The sequence below is a fragment of the Dellaglioa sp. CoH-56-MRSF-12 genome (assembly GCF_056782075.1).
The window spans coordinates 17,666-33,593 of the sequence record NZ_JBXAYD010000007.1 but is presented as its reverse complement, the minus strand read 5'-3'; the positions used below and the strand labels follow the sequence as shown (position 1 = coordinate 33,593).

General features: G+C 34.2%; 18 protein-coding genes. 15 read left to right on the top strand and 3 right to left on the bottom strand.

Going from position 1 to position 15,928, the window contains the following annotated elements:
- Positions 1 to 245 precede the first annotated feature (245 nt).
- The 8 genes from alaS to trxA all read left to right on the top strand — a co-directional run bounded on the left by alaS (position 246) and on the right by trxA (position 7,768).
- Complete coding sequence (alaS, locus tag AC1RPY_RS07215) at positions 246 to 2,903, top strand: alanine--tRNA ligase (protein ID WP_481761836.1); 2,658 nt, start codon at positions 246 to 248, stop codon at positions 2,901 to 2,903.
- Between the two features lie 147 nt (positions 2,904 to 3,050).
- Positions 3,051 to 3,311 (top strand): IreB family regulatory phosphoprotein, encoded by a 261-nt coding sequence (locus tag AC1RPY_RS07210; protein WP_481761835.1) that lies wholly within the window; start codon positions 3,051 to 3,053, stop codon positions 3,309 to 3,311.
- 8 nt (positions 3,312 to 3,319) lie between these two features.
- Positions 3,320 to 3,754, top strand: a complete 435-nt coding sequence (ruvX, locus tag AC1RPY_RS07205; RefSeq protein ID WP_409021430.1) for a Holliday junction resolvase RuvX — start codon at positions 3,320 to 3,322, stop codon at positions 3,752 to 3,754.
- A gap of 14 nt (positions 3,755 to 3,768) precedes the next feature.
- Positions 3,769 to 4,062, top strand: a complete 294-nt coding sequence (locus AC1RPY_RS07200) for a DUF1292 domain-containing protein (protein WP_409022780.1) — start codon at positions 3,769 to 3,771, stop codon at positions 4,060 to 4,062.
- A gap of 145 nt (positions 4,063 to 4,207) precedes the next feature.
- Complete coding sequence (zapA, locus tag AC1RPY_RS07195) at positions 4,208 to 4,462, top strand: cell division protein ZapA (RefSeq protein WP_481761834.1); 255 nt, start codon at positions 4,208 to 4,210, stop codon at positions 4,460 to 4,462.
- Between the two features lie 4 nt (positions 4,463 to 4,466).
- A complete protein-coding gene (locus tag AC1RPY_RS07190; protein ID WP_481761833.1) occupies positions 4,467 to 4,994 on the top strand; it encodes a CvpA family protein in 528 nt (175 codons plus the stop codon).
- Positions 4,995 to 5,013: 19 nt separating this feature from the next.
- Entirely contained in the window at positions 5,014 to 7,371 is a 2,358-nt protein-coding gene (locus tag AC1RPY_RS07185; RefSeq protein WP_481761832.1) for an endonuclease MutS2, read from the top strand.
- 85 nt (positions 7,372 to 7,456) lie between these two features.
- Complete coding sequence (gene trxA / locus AC1RPY_RS07180) at positions 7,457 to 7,768, top strand: thioredoxin (protein ID WP_409022776.1); 312 nt, start codon at positions 7,457 to 7,459, stop codon at positions 7,766 to 7,768.
- 55 nt (positions 7,769 to 7,823) lie between these two features.
- Here trxA and AC1RPY_RS07175 read toward each other — a convergent pair whose 3' ends face one another.
- Positions 7,824 to 8,312, bottom strand: coding sequence for a YslB family protein (locus tag AC1RPY_RS07175; protein ID WP_481761831.1), 489 nt, complete (start codon positions 8,310 to 8,312; stop codon positions 7,824 to 7,826).
- Between the two features lie 161 nt (positions 8,313 to 8,473).
- On the opposite strand from AC1RPY_RS07175, the gene racE reads away from it, so the two are divergent.
- The 3 genes from racE to AC1RPY_RS07160 are packed head-to-tail and all read left to right on the top strand — an operon-like array spanning position 8,474 to position 11,052.
- Positions 8,474 to 9,283: a glutamate racemase gene (gene racE / locus AC1RPY_RS07170; protein ID WP_481761830.1), complete on the top strand. Its 810-nt coding sequence runs from the start codon at positions 8,474 to 8,476 to the stop codon at positions 9,281 to 9,283.
- Between the two features lies 1 nt (position 9,284).
- On the top strand, positions 9,285 to 10,526 hold the full coding sequence (locus tag AC1RPY_RS07165) for an XTP/dITP diphosphatase (protein WP_481761829.1): 1,242 nt from the start codon (positions 9,285 to 9,287) through the stop codon (positions 10,524 to 10,526).
- Between the two features lies 1 nt (position 10,527).
- Positions 10,528 to 11,052: a YfcE family phosphodiesterase gene (locus AC1RPY_RS07160; protein WP_481762414.1), complete on the top strand. Its 525-nt coding sequence runs from the start codon at positions 10,528 to 10,530 to the stop codon at positions 11,050 to 11,052.
- A gap of 48 nt (positions 11,053 to 11,100) precedes the next feature.
- Here AC1RPY_RS07160 and AC1RPY_RS07155 read toward each other — a convergent pair whose 3' ends face one another.
- Positions 11,101 to 11,838, bottom strand: coding sequence for an MIP/aquaporin family protein (locus AC1RPY_RS07155; RefSeq protein WP_409022771.1), 738 nt, complete (start codon positions 11,836 to 11,838; stop codon positions 11,101 to 11,103).
- 165 nt (positions 11,839 to 12,003) lie between these two features.
- Between AC1RPY_RS07155 and cbpB the strand changes: the two genes are divergently transcribed.
- From cbpB to AC1RPY_RS07140, 3 genes are read left to right on the top strand one after another with little or no spacing between them, the layout of a single operon-like run.
- Positions 12,004 to 12,486 (top strand): cyclic-di-AMP-binding protein CbpB, encoded by a 483-nt coding sequence (gene cbpB, locus AC1RPY_RS07150; RefSeq protein WP_481761827.1) that lies wholly within the window; start codon positions 12,004 to 12,006, stop codon positions 12,484 to 12,486.
- 27 nt (positions 12,487 to 12,513) lie between these two features.
- The gene (dapD, locus tag AC1RPY_RS07145; RefSeq protein ID WP_481761826.1) at positions 12,514 to 13,221 is read left to right on the top strand and encodes a 2,3,4,5-tetrahydropyridine-2,6-dicarboxylate N-acetyltransferase; all 708 of its coding nucleotides are present in this window, start codon (positions 12,514 to 12,516) and stop codon (positions 13,219 to 13,221) included.
- Between the two features lie 30 nt (positions 13,222 to 13,251).
- A complete protein-coding gene (locus AC1RPY_RS07140) occupies positions 13,252 to 14,397 on the top strand; it encodes an N-acetyldiaminopimelate deacetylase (RefSeq protein WP_481761825.1) in 1,146 nt (381 codons plus the stop codon).
- A gap of 38 nt (positions 14,398 to 14,435) precedes the next feature.
- On the opposite strand, the gene AC1RPY_RS07135 is transcribed toward AC1RPY_RS07140, so the two are convergent.
- Positions 14,436 to 15,356, bottom strand: coding sequence for a mechanosensitive ion channel family protein (locus AC1RPY_RS07135; protein WP_481761862.1), 921 nt, complete (start codon positions 15,354 to 15,356; stop codon positions 14,436 to 14,438).
- 163 nt (positions 15,357 to 15,519) lie between these two features.
- Between AC1RPY_RS07135 and AC1RPY_RS07130 the strand changes: the two genes are divergently transcribed.
- Positions 15,520 to 15,918, top strand: a complete 399-nt coding sequence (locus AC1RPY_RS07130) for a DUF948 domain-containing protein (protein WP_481761824.1) — start codon at positions 15,520 to 15,522, stop codon at positions 15,916 to 15,918.
- The last annotated feature ends 10 nt before the right edge of the window (positions 15,919 to 15,928 follow it).

Below are 15,928 nucleotides of genomic sequence, written 5' to 3'. Positions count from 1 at the left end.
TATAATTTTTATTAGAAACAGGGATAAATTTAAATAGCCTAACAGAAACATTTCATTTGCTGAGAGAAATGATTATTTAAAAAAGCTGCCTTGTGTTAAGTATTAATAGAATGACGTCCACTCAACGTTATCGAGTTTAAGAGGTAAACGACTAAAACATCGTTGCAAGTAAGGTGGTACCGCGCTATAAGCGTCCTTACTCGCAGCGGTGTTTTTTGCTTAAAAATAGAAGGGAAGTCACACTTATGAAAAAAATGACAAGTACTGAAATACGCCAAATGTATTTAGATTTCTTTAAAGAAAAAGGCCATACAATTGAACCTAGTGCCTCATTACTACCTGTGGATGATCCCACATTACTGTGGATTAATTCCGGTGTTGCAACTTTAAAAAAATATTTTGATGGATCAGTTGTACCAGAAAATCCTAGAATTACGAATGCCCAAAAAAGTATTCGTACGAATGATATCGAGAATGTTGGTAAGACAGCACGTCATCATACGTTATTCGAAATGTTGGGTAATTTCTCAATTGGGGATTATTTTAAACCAGAAGCAATTAATTGGGCTTGGGAATTATTAACAAGTGAAAAATGGTTCGCATTTGATGCTGAAAAACTATACGTTACTGTTTACCCAAAAGATTTGGAAGCAAAACGTATCTGGTTAGAAGAAGTTAAGTTACCAAAGGATCATCTAGTAGAAGTAGAAGATAACTTTTGGGATATTGGACAAGGACCTAGTGGACCTGATACAGAAATTTTTTATGATCGTGGACAAAGTTTTAATAACTTAGCTGAGGATGATGACGAAAATTATCCTGGTGGCGAAAATGAACGTTATCTAGAAGTTTGGAATATCGTGTTCTCTGAATTTAATCACACACCTGAAAATAACTATGAACCACTACCTCATCAAAATATTGATACGGGGATGGGTTTAGAACGTGTTGTTTCGATTTTCCAAAATGCAAAAACTAATTTTGAAACAGATTTATTCTTACCCTTAATTGATGCAACTGAAAAAATGAGTAATAATAAAAAATATGATGATAATGCCCAAGATGATATTTCATTTAAGGTTATTGCAGATCATGCGCGTGCAATTTCATTTGCCATTGGTGATGGCGCTTTACCTTCTAATGAAGGACGTGGCTATGTTATTCGTCGATTAATTCGTCGTGCAGTGATGCATGGACAAAAATTAGGGATAGAAGGATCATTTTTAACGCAACTTGTACCTGTTGTTGGTAATATTATGAAGGATTATTATCCGGAAGTTTTAGAACAATCAGAGTATATTTCTAAAATTGTTCGTTCTGAAGAAGAACGATTTAATGAAACATTAAAAGATGGATTACAGTTATTAAATAATCTTATTTTAACGACTAAAAAAGAAAATAAAGTAGAGCTAACTGGTGCTGGTGTCTTTAAATTGTACGATACTTATGGTTTTCCATTTGAATTAACGAAAGAATATGCCGAAGATGAAGGATTATCTGTAGATCAAGTAGGGTTTAACGCTGAAATGCAACAGCAGAAGGATCGTGCTCGTGCTGCACGTAGTAATGCTAAATCAATGGGTGTTCAAAATGGGATGTTAACAGATATTAAAACAATTAGTGAATATGTTGGTTATACACAAGCTAATGTGGATGACGCCAAAGTGGTTGATTTAATTGTGGATAACGAGTTAGTAGATAACATAAAACCAGGTGATAACGCTCAAGTTATTTTTTCAAAAACACCATTTTACGCTGAAATGGGTGGACAAGTTGCTGATAAAGGAACTATCAAAGATACAGAAGGCAATGTTATTGCTGAAGTTGAAGAAGTTCAACATGCACCTAATGGACAAAATTTACACGCCATTAAAGTTCTTGCAGCAATGAAAAAAGACCAATTAGTGACACTAGAAATTAATCAAGATTTCCATAAAAAAGTTGAAAAAAATCATACGGCGACACATTTACTTGATCAAGCATTGCGAGATGTTCTGGGCGAACATACACATCAAGCTGGGTCATTAGTCGAACCCACTTATCTACGGTTTGATTTTACAAATATTGGTTCCGTTTCAGAGAAACAGTTAAAACAAGTTGAAAAGATTGTTAACGATAAGATTTGGGCTGAGTTAGCTGTTGAAACTGTTGAAACAGATATTGATTCTGCTAAAAATATGGGTGCCATTGCTTTATTCTCAGAAAAATATGGAAAAATTGTGCGGGTTGTGAAAATTGGCGATTATTCAATTGAATTCTGTGGTGGTACGCACGTTTCAAATACGAGTGAAATCGGCTTATTTAAAATTATTTCTGAATCAGGTGTTGGTGCCGGCGTTCGTCGTATTGAAGCAGTAACTTCTAAAGAAGCTTTTGATTTCTTAAACGGACGTAACGAACTCTTAGAAACAGTAGCACAACAAGTAAAAGTAAATAAAGTCGTAGAAGTTTCAAATAAAATTGAACAATTACAAAGTGCATTAAAAGTAAGTGAACAACAAATTCAAGCATTTGAAGATAAAATTGCTAGCCAACAAGCTGGGGATGTTTTCAAAAATAAACAAGAAATTAATGGTAAAACGTTAATTGCAGCAAAAGTTTCAGTTTCAGGGATGTCTCAATTACGTCAATTGGCTGACCAATGGAAAACCCAAGAATTATCAGATGTTTTGGCTATTGGAACAACAAGTGATGACGGTAAAGTTAATTTAATTACGGCAGTTAGTGCTGATGGCATTAAATCAGGATTAAAAGCGGGCGATTTAATTAAGACGATTGCGCCACTTGTTGGCGGTGGTGGCGGTGGCCGACCAGACTTAGCTCAAGCAGGTGGTAAAAATCCAGCAGGTTTAGCTGATGCAATCAAAGAAGCAGCAAATTGGTTAAATAATCAAACCAAATAATAATTAAAGGAGTATTTATCTAATAATAAATAGATAAATACTCTTTATTATATTACGGCTTGATTACATCAGCTTGTTTTGATTGTCGAATGGTCCTTTTTTTAGTAGAATAGAGCTAGGTTAATAAATTGATGGGGGTGCCACGTTATGAGTTCATTAGATAAAACAATGTTCTTTAATTTTGACGAAAATAATAAAAAAGATGTCCACGATACATTGGTAACTGTTTACCAATCATTAGAAGAAAAAGGGTACAACCCTATTAACCAGATTGTTGGCTATTTGTTATCGGGCGATCCTGCTTATATTCCTAGATTTAATGACGCACGTAATTTAATTAGAAAATATGAACGCGATGAAATTGTTGAAGAGTTAGTTAAAAATTACTTAAATACAGAAGAAAAGTAGGAAATTAAATGAGATTAATGGGCTTGGATATTGGTTCAAGAACGGTCGGCGTTTCAATGAGCGATTTATTAGGATGGACTGCCCAAGGCGTTGAAATTATTCGTATTAATGAAGACAGAAGTGACTTTGGTATTGAACGTGTCAAAGAATTGGTTACAGAGTATGAAGTAACTGGCTTTGTACTCGGCTTACCCAAAAATATGAACAACTCATTAGGCCCTCGTGCTGAAGCTGCGCAAAAGTACGGCGAGTTATTAGTTGAAACTTTTGGCTTGCCAATTGATTTTCAAGATGAACGGTTGACAACTGTTGAGGCAGAACGTATGCTTGTTGAACAGGCCGATACATCAAGAAAAAAAAGAAAAAAAGTTATTGATAAACTTGCTGCAAGCCTAATTTTACAGAATTATTTAGATGGTAAAGGCAAATTAACTAAAGAATAAAGTGAGGTCACAATATGAATAATGAAGAAGAAAACCAACAGATTACATTAGTAGATGATAACGGTAATGAAACACTTTTTGAAGTTCTGTTTACCTTTGAATCTGATGATTACAATAAATCATATATTATGCTTTATCCACTTGGCTCAGAAGCTGATGAAGAGGTTGAAATTCAAGCTTACTCATTTAGTCCTAATGAGAATGGTGAAGCAACTGAAAGTGATTTAGAACCAATCGAAGACGATGATGAATGGGATATGGTAGAAGAAGTATTGAATACCTTCCTTTCAGATGAAAGTATGCAATAGAAGATTATTTAAAAAGTTGAGCCAAATTGGTTTAACTTTTTTATTTTGTTTTAAATTATATATTATGGACTATGATACACATATCTCTTTTGATCAATTCGTGGTAAAATTATTTTTAAATGATTAAATGTAAGGAGGGTGTTCATTGGAAAATCAAAAGAATAGATATAAGACTAAAATCGGTAAAAAAGTGTATACAATTATTGGATCAGAATCAGACACACACATGGACGCCGTAGCAACATTGGTGAAAAATGAATTTCAATCAGTGAAGGACATGCTACCTGAAATAGATGATGAACAAGTAGCGATATTAGTAGCTATCAACGCAGTTTCAGATCAAATTAAATTACAAGAAAAATTAAATGAAATTAATGGTGAAACACAAGTAAAGGAGTAATATTATGACAGTTTCTTTAATTGTTATCTTTTTATTAATTGTGTCATTTTTTAACGGTTATAGAAAAGGATTAGTATTAACGCTTTTGAGAATTGTAGGATTTATCGCTATCTATTTATTTGCTAAAGTTTTAACAAATCCTGTTACTATTTGGTTGGGAGAACGTTTCCCTAAAATTATGGAAACTGATAAGACATCTATTACGAACCATCTTCAGACTAACTTTTATTCGATGATTGTATTTGCGGCTTTATTTGTGGTTGGCGGTATACTCATTAGAGGTATTATTAGAGTAATAAATTCTGTTACAAAATTACCAGTTATTCATCAGGTGAATTCACTAATTGGTGGGGTTCTATCGGTTATACTGATGTTTGTTTTTATTTTTATTGGGTTAATTATTTTGTCGGCTTGGCCTAATCAAAAAGTTAATGAAGCTGTTTTAGAATCGACGGTTGCTCAAAAAATACTAACAGATACGCCAACAATAGCTAAAAAGATGTTCATTACAAATACATCATCTACAGATTAAATGTTAGGAGAATTAAAGTATGAACGAAAAAGGATTAAAGACATTAGAATATCAAAAAGTTAAACAACAAATTCAAACATTTATATCTACTGAATCTGGACAAGAAGAAGTTAAGGCATTAGAGCCGATGACTAATCTCGAAAAAATCCAAAAGGATTTAGACGAAACACAAGATGCTGTGAAGATATTGCGACTCCGCGGTGGCATTCCTTTACCACAATTAGTCAACGTTAAGCCACATATGAAACGGTTAGATATGGGAGCTTCTTTGAATGGTAAAGAGCTATCTGCTGTTGGTCGTGTACTACGAACGACTAATGAGGTTAAATTATTTTTTAAAGATTTAGCAGATTCTGAAATTGAATTAACGAGATTATTTGAATGGATAGAAAAGCTTGAAAATCTACCTGAAATTAATCGTAGGTTGAATCAGTCAATTGAAAATGATGGTCACATTACTGATGAGGCTTCACCAGTATTGCATAATATTCGACAAAATATTTTACGCTCGGAAAGTGCCATTAGAGCTAAACTACAAGAATTTACGCGTGGTAAAAGTGCTAAATATTTAAGTGAAACATTAATTACAATTAGAAATGAACGTTACGTTATCCCTGTTAAGGCAGAATATCGTGGTCAATTTGGTGGCGCTGTTCATGACCAAAGTGCAACAGGACAGACCTTATTTATTGAACCGCAAGCAATTGTCGAGATGAATAATCATTTACGCGAACAGCAACTTGCTCAAGCAGATGAAGAACGTCGTATTTTGGCAGAGTTATCTGAATTAGTTGCACCTTTTACAGCAGAAATTTTAGAAAATGCTTATATTTTAGGACATTTCGATTTTGTTAATGCAAAGGCACAATATGCAAGCTCAATTAAAGCAACTGAACCAGCAATTAGTGTTGAAAATGACATTTTTTTAAGACAAGCACGTCATCCTTTATTGGATAGTAAAAAAGTAGTTGCTAACGATATTATGTTAGGAAAAGATTATCAAGCAATTGTTGTTACGGGACCTAATACCGGTGGTAAAACAATTACGTTAAAAACATTAGGCTTAATTCAGATGATGGGACAATCAGGTTTAAATATTCCAACAAATGAAGGTAGTCGTATTGGTATTTTTGAAGATATCTTTGCAGATATTGGGGATGAACAATCGATTGAACAGAGCTTAAGTACATTTTCTGCTCATATGACTAATATCGTTTCTATTTTAGCTAATATTAACGAACATTCATTAGTTTTATTTGATGAATTAGGAGCTGGAACGGATCCACAAGAAGGTGCAGCTTTGGCGATTGCAATTCTTGATGCTGTTGGAGAAAAAGGTAGTTATACAGTTGCTACAACACATTATCCCGAATTAAAAGCGTATGGGTTTAATCGTGCTGGAACAATTAATGCTAGTATGGAATTTGATAGTGAAACGTTACAACCAACTTATCGATTATTAATTGGAATACCTGGTCGTAGTAATGCGTTTGATATTTCTCGTAAAATTGGGTTAGCGTCAAATGTTGTTGATCAAGCGCAAAACTTGACCAATCAAGATAGCCAAGATTTGAATGAAATGATTTCTGACTTAATGAGTAAGCGAAAAAAGGCAGAAGATGAGACACTGGCATTAAAAGCACAACTAGAAGATTCAACGAAATTACATGATGACCTAGCTAAACAGTATGCCGAGTTTGTTGCGCAAAGAGAGTCAATGACGGATAAGGCTAAGGGAAAAGCTAATGAAATCGTGGCAGAAGCAGAAATAAATGCAGATAAAATAATAAAAGAAATTCGCCAAATGCAGATGCTTCAAGGACAAGCTGTTAAAGAACATGAATTAATTGATGCAAAATCACAATTATCACAAATGCATCAACCAACAAATGCTTTGAAGAAAAATAAGGTCCTACAACGAGCTAAAAATAAACAAGAATTCCATGTGAACGACGATGTCTTAGTTAAAACTTATGGTCAACAAGGTGTTTTAGTTAAAAAAATGAGTAAGACAGAGTGGGAAGTTCAACTTGGTATTCTAAAAATGAAAATTAATGAAAACGACCTTCAAAAAGTTCATATCGAGAATGATAAAAAGGATAGAACCATTTTTAAAAATGCGGCTTCAACAAGCGTTTCAACATCGCTTGATCTTCGTGGACAGCGCTATGATGATGCAATGAGCCAAGTTGATCAGTATATTGATTCTGTTTTACTTGCTGGATATGCTTCTGTTACTATTGTTCATGGTAAAGGGACTGGAGCCTTAAGAACTGGAATAACAGATTATTTGAAATCAAATCGTCATGTTAAGTCATTTGAATTTGCAGCACCCAATGCTGGTGGAAATGGCGCAACTATCGTAGAATTCAAGTAACGTTTACTTTTTGTAAGCAAAAATGTGGCGTGGTATTATTTTCTTTGATATGATGGTCACATAAATAATAAAAGGGGGAATTCAAATGGTACAAGCAATTACAGATAAAGAATTTGAAAAAGTAACAGATTCAGGTGTAACATTGACAGATTTTTGGGCAACATGGTGTGGTCCTTGTCGTATGCAATCGCCAGCTATTGAAGATTTAGAACAAGAAATGGGCGATAAAGTAAAATTTTCTAAAATGGATATTGATCAAAATCCAGCAACAGCACAATCTTTTGGTATCATGAGTATTCCAACTTTAATGATTAAAAAAGATGGCGAAGTTGTTGATACAATCGTCGGTTATCATTCAAAAGATCAGGTTAAAGAAGTTTTAGCACAATATATTTAGTAATTAAAAAGAGCTGACTTTTAAAGTCAGCTCTTTTTAATTATCTATTCGATAATTATTCAGTTTCAGTTGGTACTTTGAAGTGAAATTGGTCAGTTGGTTCTGTCATATTAGGATCTTTTAAATCAGTTTGAACAATAATTGAAACACCGGATTTATTATTTTGATTTTCAATTATTGTTTCTGATGTGAAACCACTTTGAATTTGGATAGTTTCAGCAATAAACCCAGCTTCTAGGTTAAAATCAGCAGACTTAATCTGATTCTGTCTGAAGGTAACAATATTACCAGATAGTAACCAAGTTTGCTTGTCTTTTTTTTCTTTAACCACTTCAAGAGTACCCCAATTTGCCTTTTCAAAAAAGGTAATAAGGTCTGCAATATTAGCGAGGTTAGCATTACGGGCCATTTTTTTACCAACCCAGTATAAAATTGTTGTATCCGTACCAATTACTTCTGGTATTAAACTATCGCGAATAAGTTCATATGCGAATGTATCATTGTTGTCAGCTGATAATAAATTTTCAATCAAATTTGGTTTCATATGGATCTCCCTCTGGATATATAATATACAAGTATTATACCGTTATTTAAGATTAGATGATATTGATTTTTCATAAATTAATGTTAAATGACTAGACTTGAATTTTGAGTAAAGACAAGTCATAATTAAGATTGATAAGTAATCGAAAAAGAGGTTAGAAAATGAATAATCAAGCAATTGGATTTATTGATTCAGGTGTTGGTGGATTAACAGTTGTAAAAGAAGCACTTAAACAATTACCAAACGAAAAAATATACTATTTAGGTGATACAGCTAGAATGCCATATGGACCTCGGCCCTCAGAACAAGTTTTAGAATTCACTTGGGATATGACATCTTTTTTGTTAAGTAAAGGGATAAAAATGTTAGTGATTGCTTGTAATACAGCAACGGCTGCTGCCTTGGATGATTTACGAGAAAAATTAGCAATCCCAGTGATTGGTGTTATAAAACCAGGAAGTAGAGCGGCAATTAAGTCATCTAAAAACCAAAGAGTAGGCGTTATTGGGACGGAAGGTACGATTAAAAGTAGCGCATATAGTAATACGTTACATGAAAAAAATCCTAATTTATTTGTGACGAGCTTACCTTGTCCAAAGTTCGTCCCAATTGTCGAGAGTGATCAATACGAATCAGAAATCGCTGAACGAGTTGTTAATGAAACGTTAGCTTTTTTTGATGATAAAAACATTGATACACTAGTCATGGGCTGTACTCACTATCCATTACTCAGACCTTTTATTCAAAATGCGGTTGGTGATAAAGTAACGTTGATTGATTCAGGAGCTGAAACAGTTAACGATGTTTCAACTATCTTAGATTATTTTAATATTGCGGCTAAAAGTGAAGCAAAAATTGAACATGAATTTTTTACGACGGGTGATGCGAATGATTTTAACGAAATTGCATCAGGTTGGTTAGGATTAGAAAATATAAATTCTAAAACAATTCATTTAGGACAGGGAGACTAACATGCGTAAAAATGAGAATCGAGATAATTTAGAAGTTAGACCAGTCTCAATTACAAAATTAAGTCTTAAGGAAGTCGATAGTGCGATTGAATACCAGTTGGGCTTGACTAAGGTAACAATTTTAGTTAACGAAACAGATAACATTGGTGAATTGAAAGTAGACGTTAATCAGTGGTTGAGTGCTCAAAGCAATGTCAAAATTGAATTGATTTTATCATCGCTTAAGACGGCCTTGGCAGAAACATTAAAAGATACTGGATTTAATTTACAAGTACAAATCATGCAAGCTGATGGGGATATTATTGCAACAGTTATTAATGCGAGTTATGTAGCAATTCAAAATTTATTGTTAAAGAGTAACGGTCAAAAATTAAAACCATTTTCAGCGATTAATGTTGGTTTCATTCATGATGAGTTATTTGCTGATTTAACAAGTGAAGAAGAGGAAACAGCCGATAGTCATTTATTAATTGTTCAAAATGAATCAGGGGCTTTTTTACAATTGAATTTTGAAAAATCTAATGCTGATTTACTTGGTGACAAATTAACGCAACTTTTAGGTGGAGCAATGTCAGGATTATCAGAATTAATGGGTAATTCGCAGAAGAAAACCATTTTAATTCAAAATGAACATATTGAGAATCAAAAAGATGTGATTTTAATTGCAACTAAAAATGAAGGAAAAGCGACTGAATTTAAACGTTTTTTTAATCCACTAGGATTTAAAGTTACTACGTTGTTGGACTATCCTGAATTACCAGATGTTGAAGAAACTGGGAAAACATTTGAAGAGAATGCAAGATTAAAGGCAGAAACAATTTCACAATTAACACAATTACCTGTTTTAGCAGATGATTCTGGTTTAATGGTGGACGCCTTAGATGGTCGACCAGGTATATTTTCTGCTCGTTTTGCTGAGGACCATAATGACGCTGCGAATAATGCGAAATTATTACATGAAATGACTGACGTGCCGAAAGACAAAAGGACTGCAAATTTCCATACAACGTTAGTTTTTGCAAAACCTGGTAACGAGTCACTAGTTGTAGACGGTGAAGTGGCTGGAGAAATTTTGGGTATACCACGTGGAGATAACGGATTTGGTTATGACTCACTTTTTTATGTACCTGAATTATATAAGTCTATGGCTGAACTGACTGAAGTAGAAAAAAATAAAATTAGTCATCGCGGTCGTGCAACCGTCAAGTTAATGTCAAATTTTAATGATTGGTGGGAAAAATAAGATGAAGTGCTTAGTTGTGAGTGATAGTCATGGAGATCGTGATATATTAGAATCTATTTTAGTACATAATAAAAATCAAGTTGATGTATTTTTTCATTGTGGCGATTCAGAATTAGAAGCAAATGATCCGCTTTTTAATAAATTTGATGGTGTCCTAGGAAACATGGATTTTGATATGAATTTTCCAGAAGAATTAGTTGAAATTGTGAGCGGGGAAACTATCTATCTCTCTCACGGGCATCTGACTAACGTTAAAACAGGACTGTTCACACTTGAATTAAAAGCTAAGGCTAATCATGCTAAATTCGTATTTTTTGGACATACTCATGAATTAGGATGTGAGATGACTGACGATGGCGTATTAATTTTAAATCCTGGGAGCATTAGTCTTCCTAGAGGGATGTATCAAGGGATTGGTGGAACATATGCGATAGTAGAAGCAAACGAAAAAAATGTTCACGTCTCATATTTCACTAGACAGCATAAATTAATACCAGAATTAACTTGCGAGTTTAAACGTAAATAGCGAAAAAAAACCTCTAAACGAATTTTATCGTTTAGAGGTTTTTAAAATTTAAGCTAGCATAAAAAGTGATTTGTATAGGAAAACGGCACAAATGCCGGCTGCAATTGGTGCAACGACTGGGACCCAACTATAATCCCATTGTGAGTTACCTTTATTTTTAAGAGGTAATAGTTGATGTAGTAAACGTGGAGCAAGATCACGAGCTGGGTTTAGGGCTGGGCCAGTTGCGCCACCCAATGATGCAACTAATACAAGGACTAAGAAACCTAATCCGAGATGAGCTGTTCCGAGGTTATCGGAGAAAAATGGTGCTTTTGTAATACCAATGGCGCCAAATATCAAAATGAAAGTACCAACAAATTCATTAATAAAACCATTTAATTTACTTTGAGCGGCATCAATAGTTGAGAAAGTACCTAAAATACGTTCAGGATCAGTTGTTTGATCATAGTAAGGTTTGTAGGCTGCAACAACAATAGCTTGTCCAACGAATGCACCTAAAAATTGTACTGTCATGTAGGGAAGTACTTCACCCCATGGGAACAAACCAGAAAAAGCTAATCCTAAAGTGAAAGCTGGATTAATATGATTTGCTGAAATACTACCAAAGATTAAGGCGGGAATCATAACACCGAATCCATAACCGAAGGCGATTAAAGCCCAATCACTACCATGTCCTTTTGTATGCCCAAGTTCGACATTGGCCACCGAACCATTACCTAAAATAACCATAATTGCTGTACCAATAAATTCTGCAGCTAATCTTGTTGTTAATGTATAATCCATTGTATCCTCCTATTTTTGTTCGCAATATTTATTATGTTACCAATATTGCGAACAAATGTAAATATTTATTAATAATTGGCTCGATTTTTAAAAAAAATTAGTGTCTGCGTTCAATTTATTATAAAATAGGAGTTGTTCTAAAAGTTTGGAAGGAGGACCTATTGAATGATAGCTAAGTCTATTGAAAAAATGTTATCCGAAAACCAGGAACACTTTTTAATTCCAGCTGAAATTGTTGCTAATGTACAAGAAAATAACTTCCTGGATCACGCACTATTGGTTTTAACAAAAGTTCATTATGCTAAAATTCCCGTTTTAGATAATGATTATAAGTTTAAAGGATTGTTATCCTTGTCTATGATTACTGAGACAATGTTAGGATTAGATGAATTGGATGTCAGCCGATTACACGAAGTTCGTGTTAAAGATGTTATGGAAACTGATATTCCCACTATTCAAGATCCTTACGATATTGAGAATGTTTTGCACTTACTTGTGGACCATCCCTTTTTATCAGTTGTTTCTTCTGAGGGCAGTTTTACAGGTATCGTGACACGTCGTGAGCTTATGAAAAGTATGAATCATATTGCTCATGAATTTGAAAAAGAGTATATAGTTCAAGATATTGAAACTAAAGAAAGAAAATAAATAATATGAAATATTAGGAGAATGATGATGGCAAATTTAGATGCACACGAAATTATTAATTTTATTAGCACTTCAAAAAAGAAAACACCCGTTAAGGTATATATTAAAGGGGATTTAGTTGAAATCGATGTACCAGATACGATAGAAGACTACTTAAATGATAAAGCTGGCGTTTTATTTGGTGATTGGGCAGATATTGAACCTTTCCTAAATGAAAATTCAAAAATTGTAAGTTCTCATATTGAAAATGAAACTCGTAATTCAGCTGTTCCGTTATTAGATTTAAAAAAGATTAATGCACGTATTGAACCAGGTGCAGTTATTCGCGATCAAGTTTTAATTGGCGATAACGCTGTTATCATGATGGGCGCTATCATTAATATTGGTGCTGAAATTGGTAAGGGAACAATGATTGATATGGGTGCTGTTTTAGGTGGTCGTGCAATTGTTGGAGATAATTGTCATATTGGTGCTGGAACAGTACTTGCTGGGGTTGTCGAACCACCTTCAGCAACACCTGTTATTATTGAAGATGACGTTTTAATTGGTGGAAATGTTGTCGTGCTTGAAGGCGTTCGTGTTGGTAAAGGTGCCGTTGTTGGTGCTGGAGCTGTTGTTACTAAAGATGTTGCACCTTATACGGTAGTCGTAGGGATGCCCGCAAAAAAAGTTAAAGATATCGATGATAAAACAAAAGATAAAACAGAAATTTTAGCAGAGTTACGTAATATCTAGAAATAAATTGAAACGAGGGAACAGATAGAAATGAGTTTAACAACTGAAGAACTAATTAAAATCAGACGGGACTTACACCAAATTCCGGAAATTGGATTAGAAGAATTTGAAACTCAAGCCTATCTACTGAACTTAATTTCAAAATTTAATCAAAGTTTTATAGTAATTAAAACAGTTGAAACTGGTATTTTAGTTCGAGTAGTTGGTTCTATTGGCGGGTATACAATTGGATATCGGACTGATATTGACGGACTACCTGTTACTGAAAAGACAGGACTGCCATTTTCATCACGGAATGAAGGTAGAATGCATGCTTGTGGGCATGATATTCATATGACGGTTGCGCTCGGAATTCTAAATTACTTTTCTGAAAATCAACCAACAGTAAATATGACTTTTATCTTTCAACCAGCAGAAGAAAATGCCAGTGGTGGTAAGCGACTCTATGAGAGTGGATTATTAGATGAGTGGATGCCTGATGAAATTTATGCATTCCATGATAATCCACAATTACCTGCTGGAACAATTGGAACTCGATTAGGCACTTTGTTCGCAGGTACGTGTGAAATTCATGCACACCTAGCCGGAAAAAGTGGACATGCTGCATACCCACATCAGGCTAATGACATGGTAGTTGCTGGTGCACAGTTGGTCACGCAATTACAAACGATTATCAGTCGAAATGTCGATCCAATACAATCTGGAGTTGTTACGTTGGGTCAATTTACTGCTGGAACGACTGGTAATGTTATTGCTGGTGAAGCACAGATTAATGGAACAATTCGTGCGTTAACACAAGAAATGAATTTATTGATTCAAAAACGTGTTAAAACAATTTGTGAGGGTATCGCATTAATGTACGATTGCGAAGTAGAATTAAACCTCATTCAAGGTGGTTATCTACCTGTTGAAAATGATGATAGCAGGACTGAAAACTTTATTCGATTTATGAAAAACGATCCAGAAGTTTCATTTGTTGAAACACAACCTGCAATGACGGGAGAAGATTTTGGATTTTTATTGTCTAAAATACCTGGAACAATGTTTTGGTTGGGTGTAGATAGTCCTTACTCGCTACATTCTGAATTTTTGGCGCCTAAAGAAGCTGCAATTGATGCAGGTGTTCTTGCAATGGTCCATTTTTTGACAGATAGAGATCAACAAATAAGAAACTAAAAAATGACTCAATTATGATTTCATAATTGAGTCATTTTTTAGTTAAGTGAGATAGGTGAGTTTAAGACATGTATTTGAGCATCATTTAAAGCCGTTAGATAACCGGCAAGAAATGTCCGTTGAGTAGATGCCTGTTCACCATTTAAAGTGAACACAACGACTCTAAAGACCAAATTTCCTTTGCCAAGATCAACTAGACCTAAAATATTTGGTCCATCTTTAATTTCGGGATGAAGTGGGACTAACTTTTCATTAACGTTCTGTACAATATGGGTGATTTTATCCACATCGTCAGTGACATCAATTCGGATATCGATAACTGCTCGCATATTATTGCGAGATAAATTACTGACAATTGTGATATTTCTATTTGGGACAAAATGCAAAATACCATCATAGTCTTCAATTTGAGTCGTACGTAGGCCGACAGCCACGATAGGACCCTCAATTGAATCAATTCTAACGATATCTCCAACATCGAATTGTTGTTCTAAAAGAATAAAGAATCCAGTGACGACATCAGTTACGAATCCTTGTGCGCCAAGACCTAAAGCAACACTTAAGATTCCGGCACCTGCAATTAAGGTACCAACGGGAACACCGAGCACCGACAGAATAGCGTAAAGATAAAAAAATAACATAATATAGTGAAAAATATTTGATGTTAGTGAATTGATTGTTTCAACTCTATTTGTTGAATATCTATCGGATCCTCGATATTGATTAAATGTCCGACGAATGATTTTTTTTCCAATCCAATTTATAAGGATAAATAGAAAAGAAAAGAAAACAAGAGAAAAAACTAGTTCAACTAGGTTACTAATAATGGCATCCCAATCGATATGAGCTATGTAACGTGAAAGGAAAGTACTTTGTTTTGTAACGGTTTTTAGTAATGTCCCTAAAAGTAAATTGTCCTTTGTGAAATGCTCTAAAAAAAGATTGTTTAAAATGGCGATCACCCCTAAATTAATTTATTGATATCATCATAGCAAACATGTGGGCTAATGTGTAATTTAAATACAAAACTGTCGTATGTTATCAATTGCAGTTTTTAGGTTCGAATGCTATCCTATAAGTAGATTTTGAATTAATGTACGTAAGTAAATAGGAGGAATTATTATGACAGGTGGACAAATTGCAGGATTAATTGCCGCTGTTGCTTTCGCGGTCTTAGTCCTATTCATTATTTTCGTTCTTATGAGAATGATGAGAACACTCGGAGAAGTGAATAAAAGTATTTCATCTATTACCAGCGATGTTGATGGCTTATCAAATGAAGTTGAGAATATACTCGTAAAATCAAATATTTTATTAGACGATGTAAATGGTAAAGTAGCAACAATTGATCCTTTATTTCAGGCTGTTGCTGATTTGAGTGAAAGTGTGTCTGATTTGAATGATGCAAGTCGAGGATTAATGACACACGTTTCAGCGACGTCAAAGAGGGCTAAAGATTCTTCAGCTTTCATTAATGTTGGTAAAAAGGCATTTAGTTTTTATAAAAATAGAAAAGTTTAAAACAAGGAGG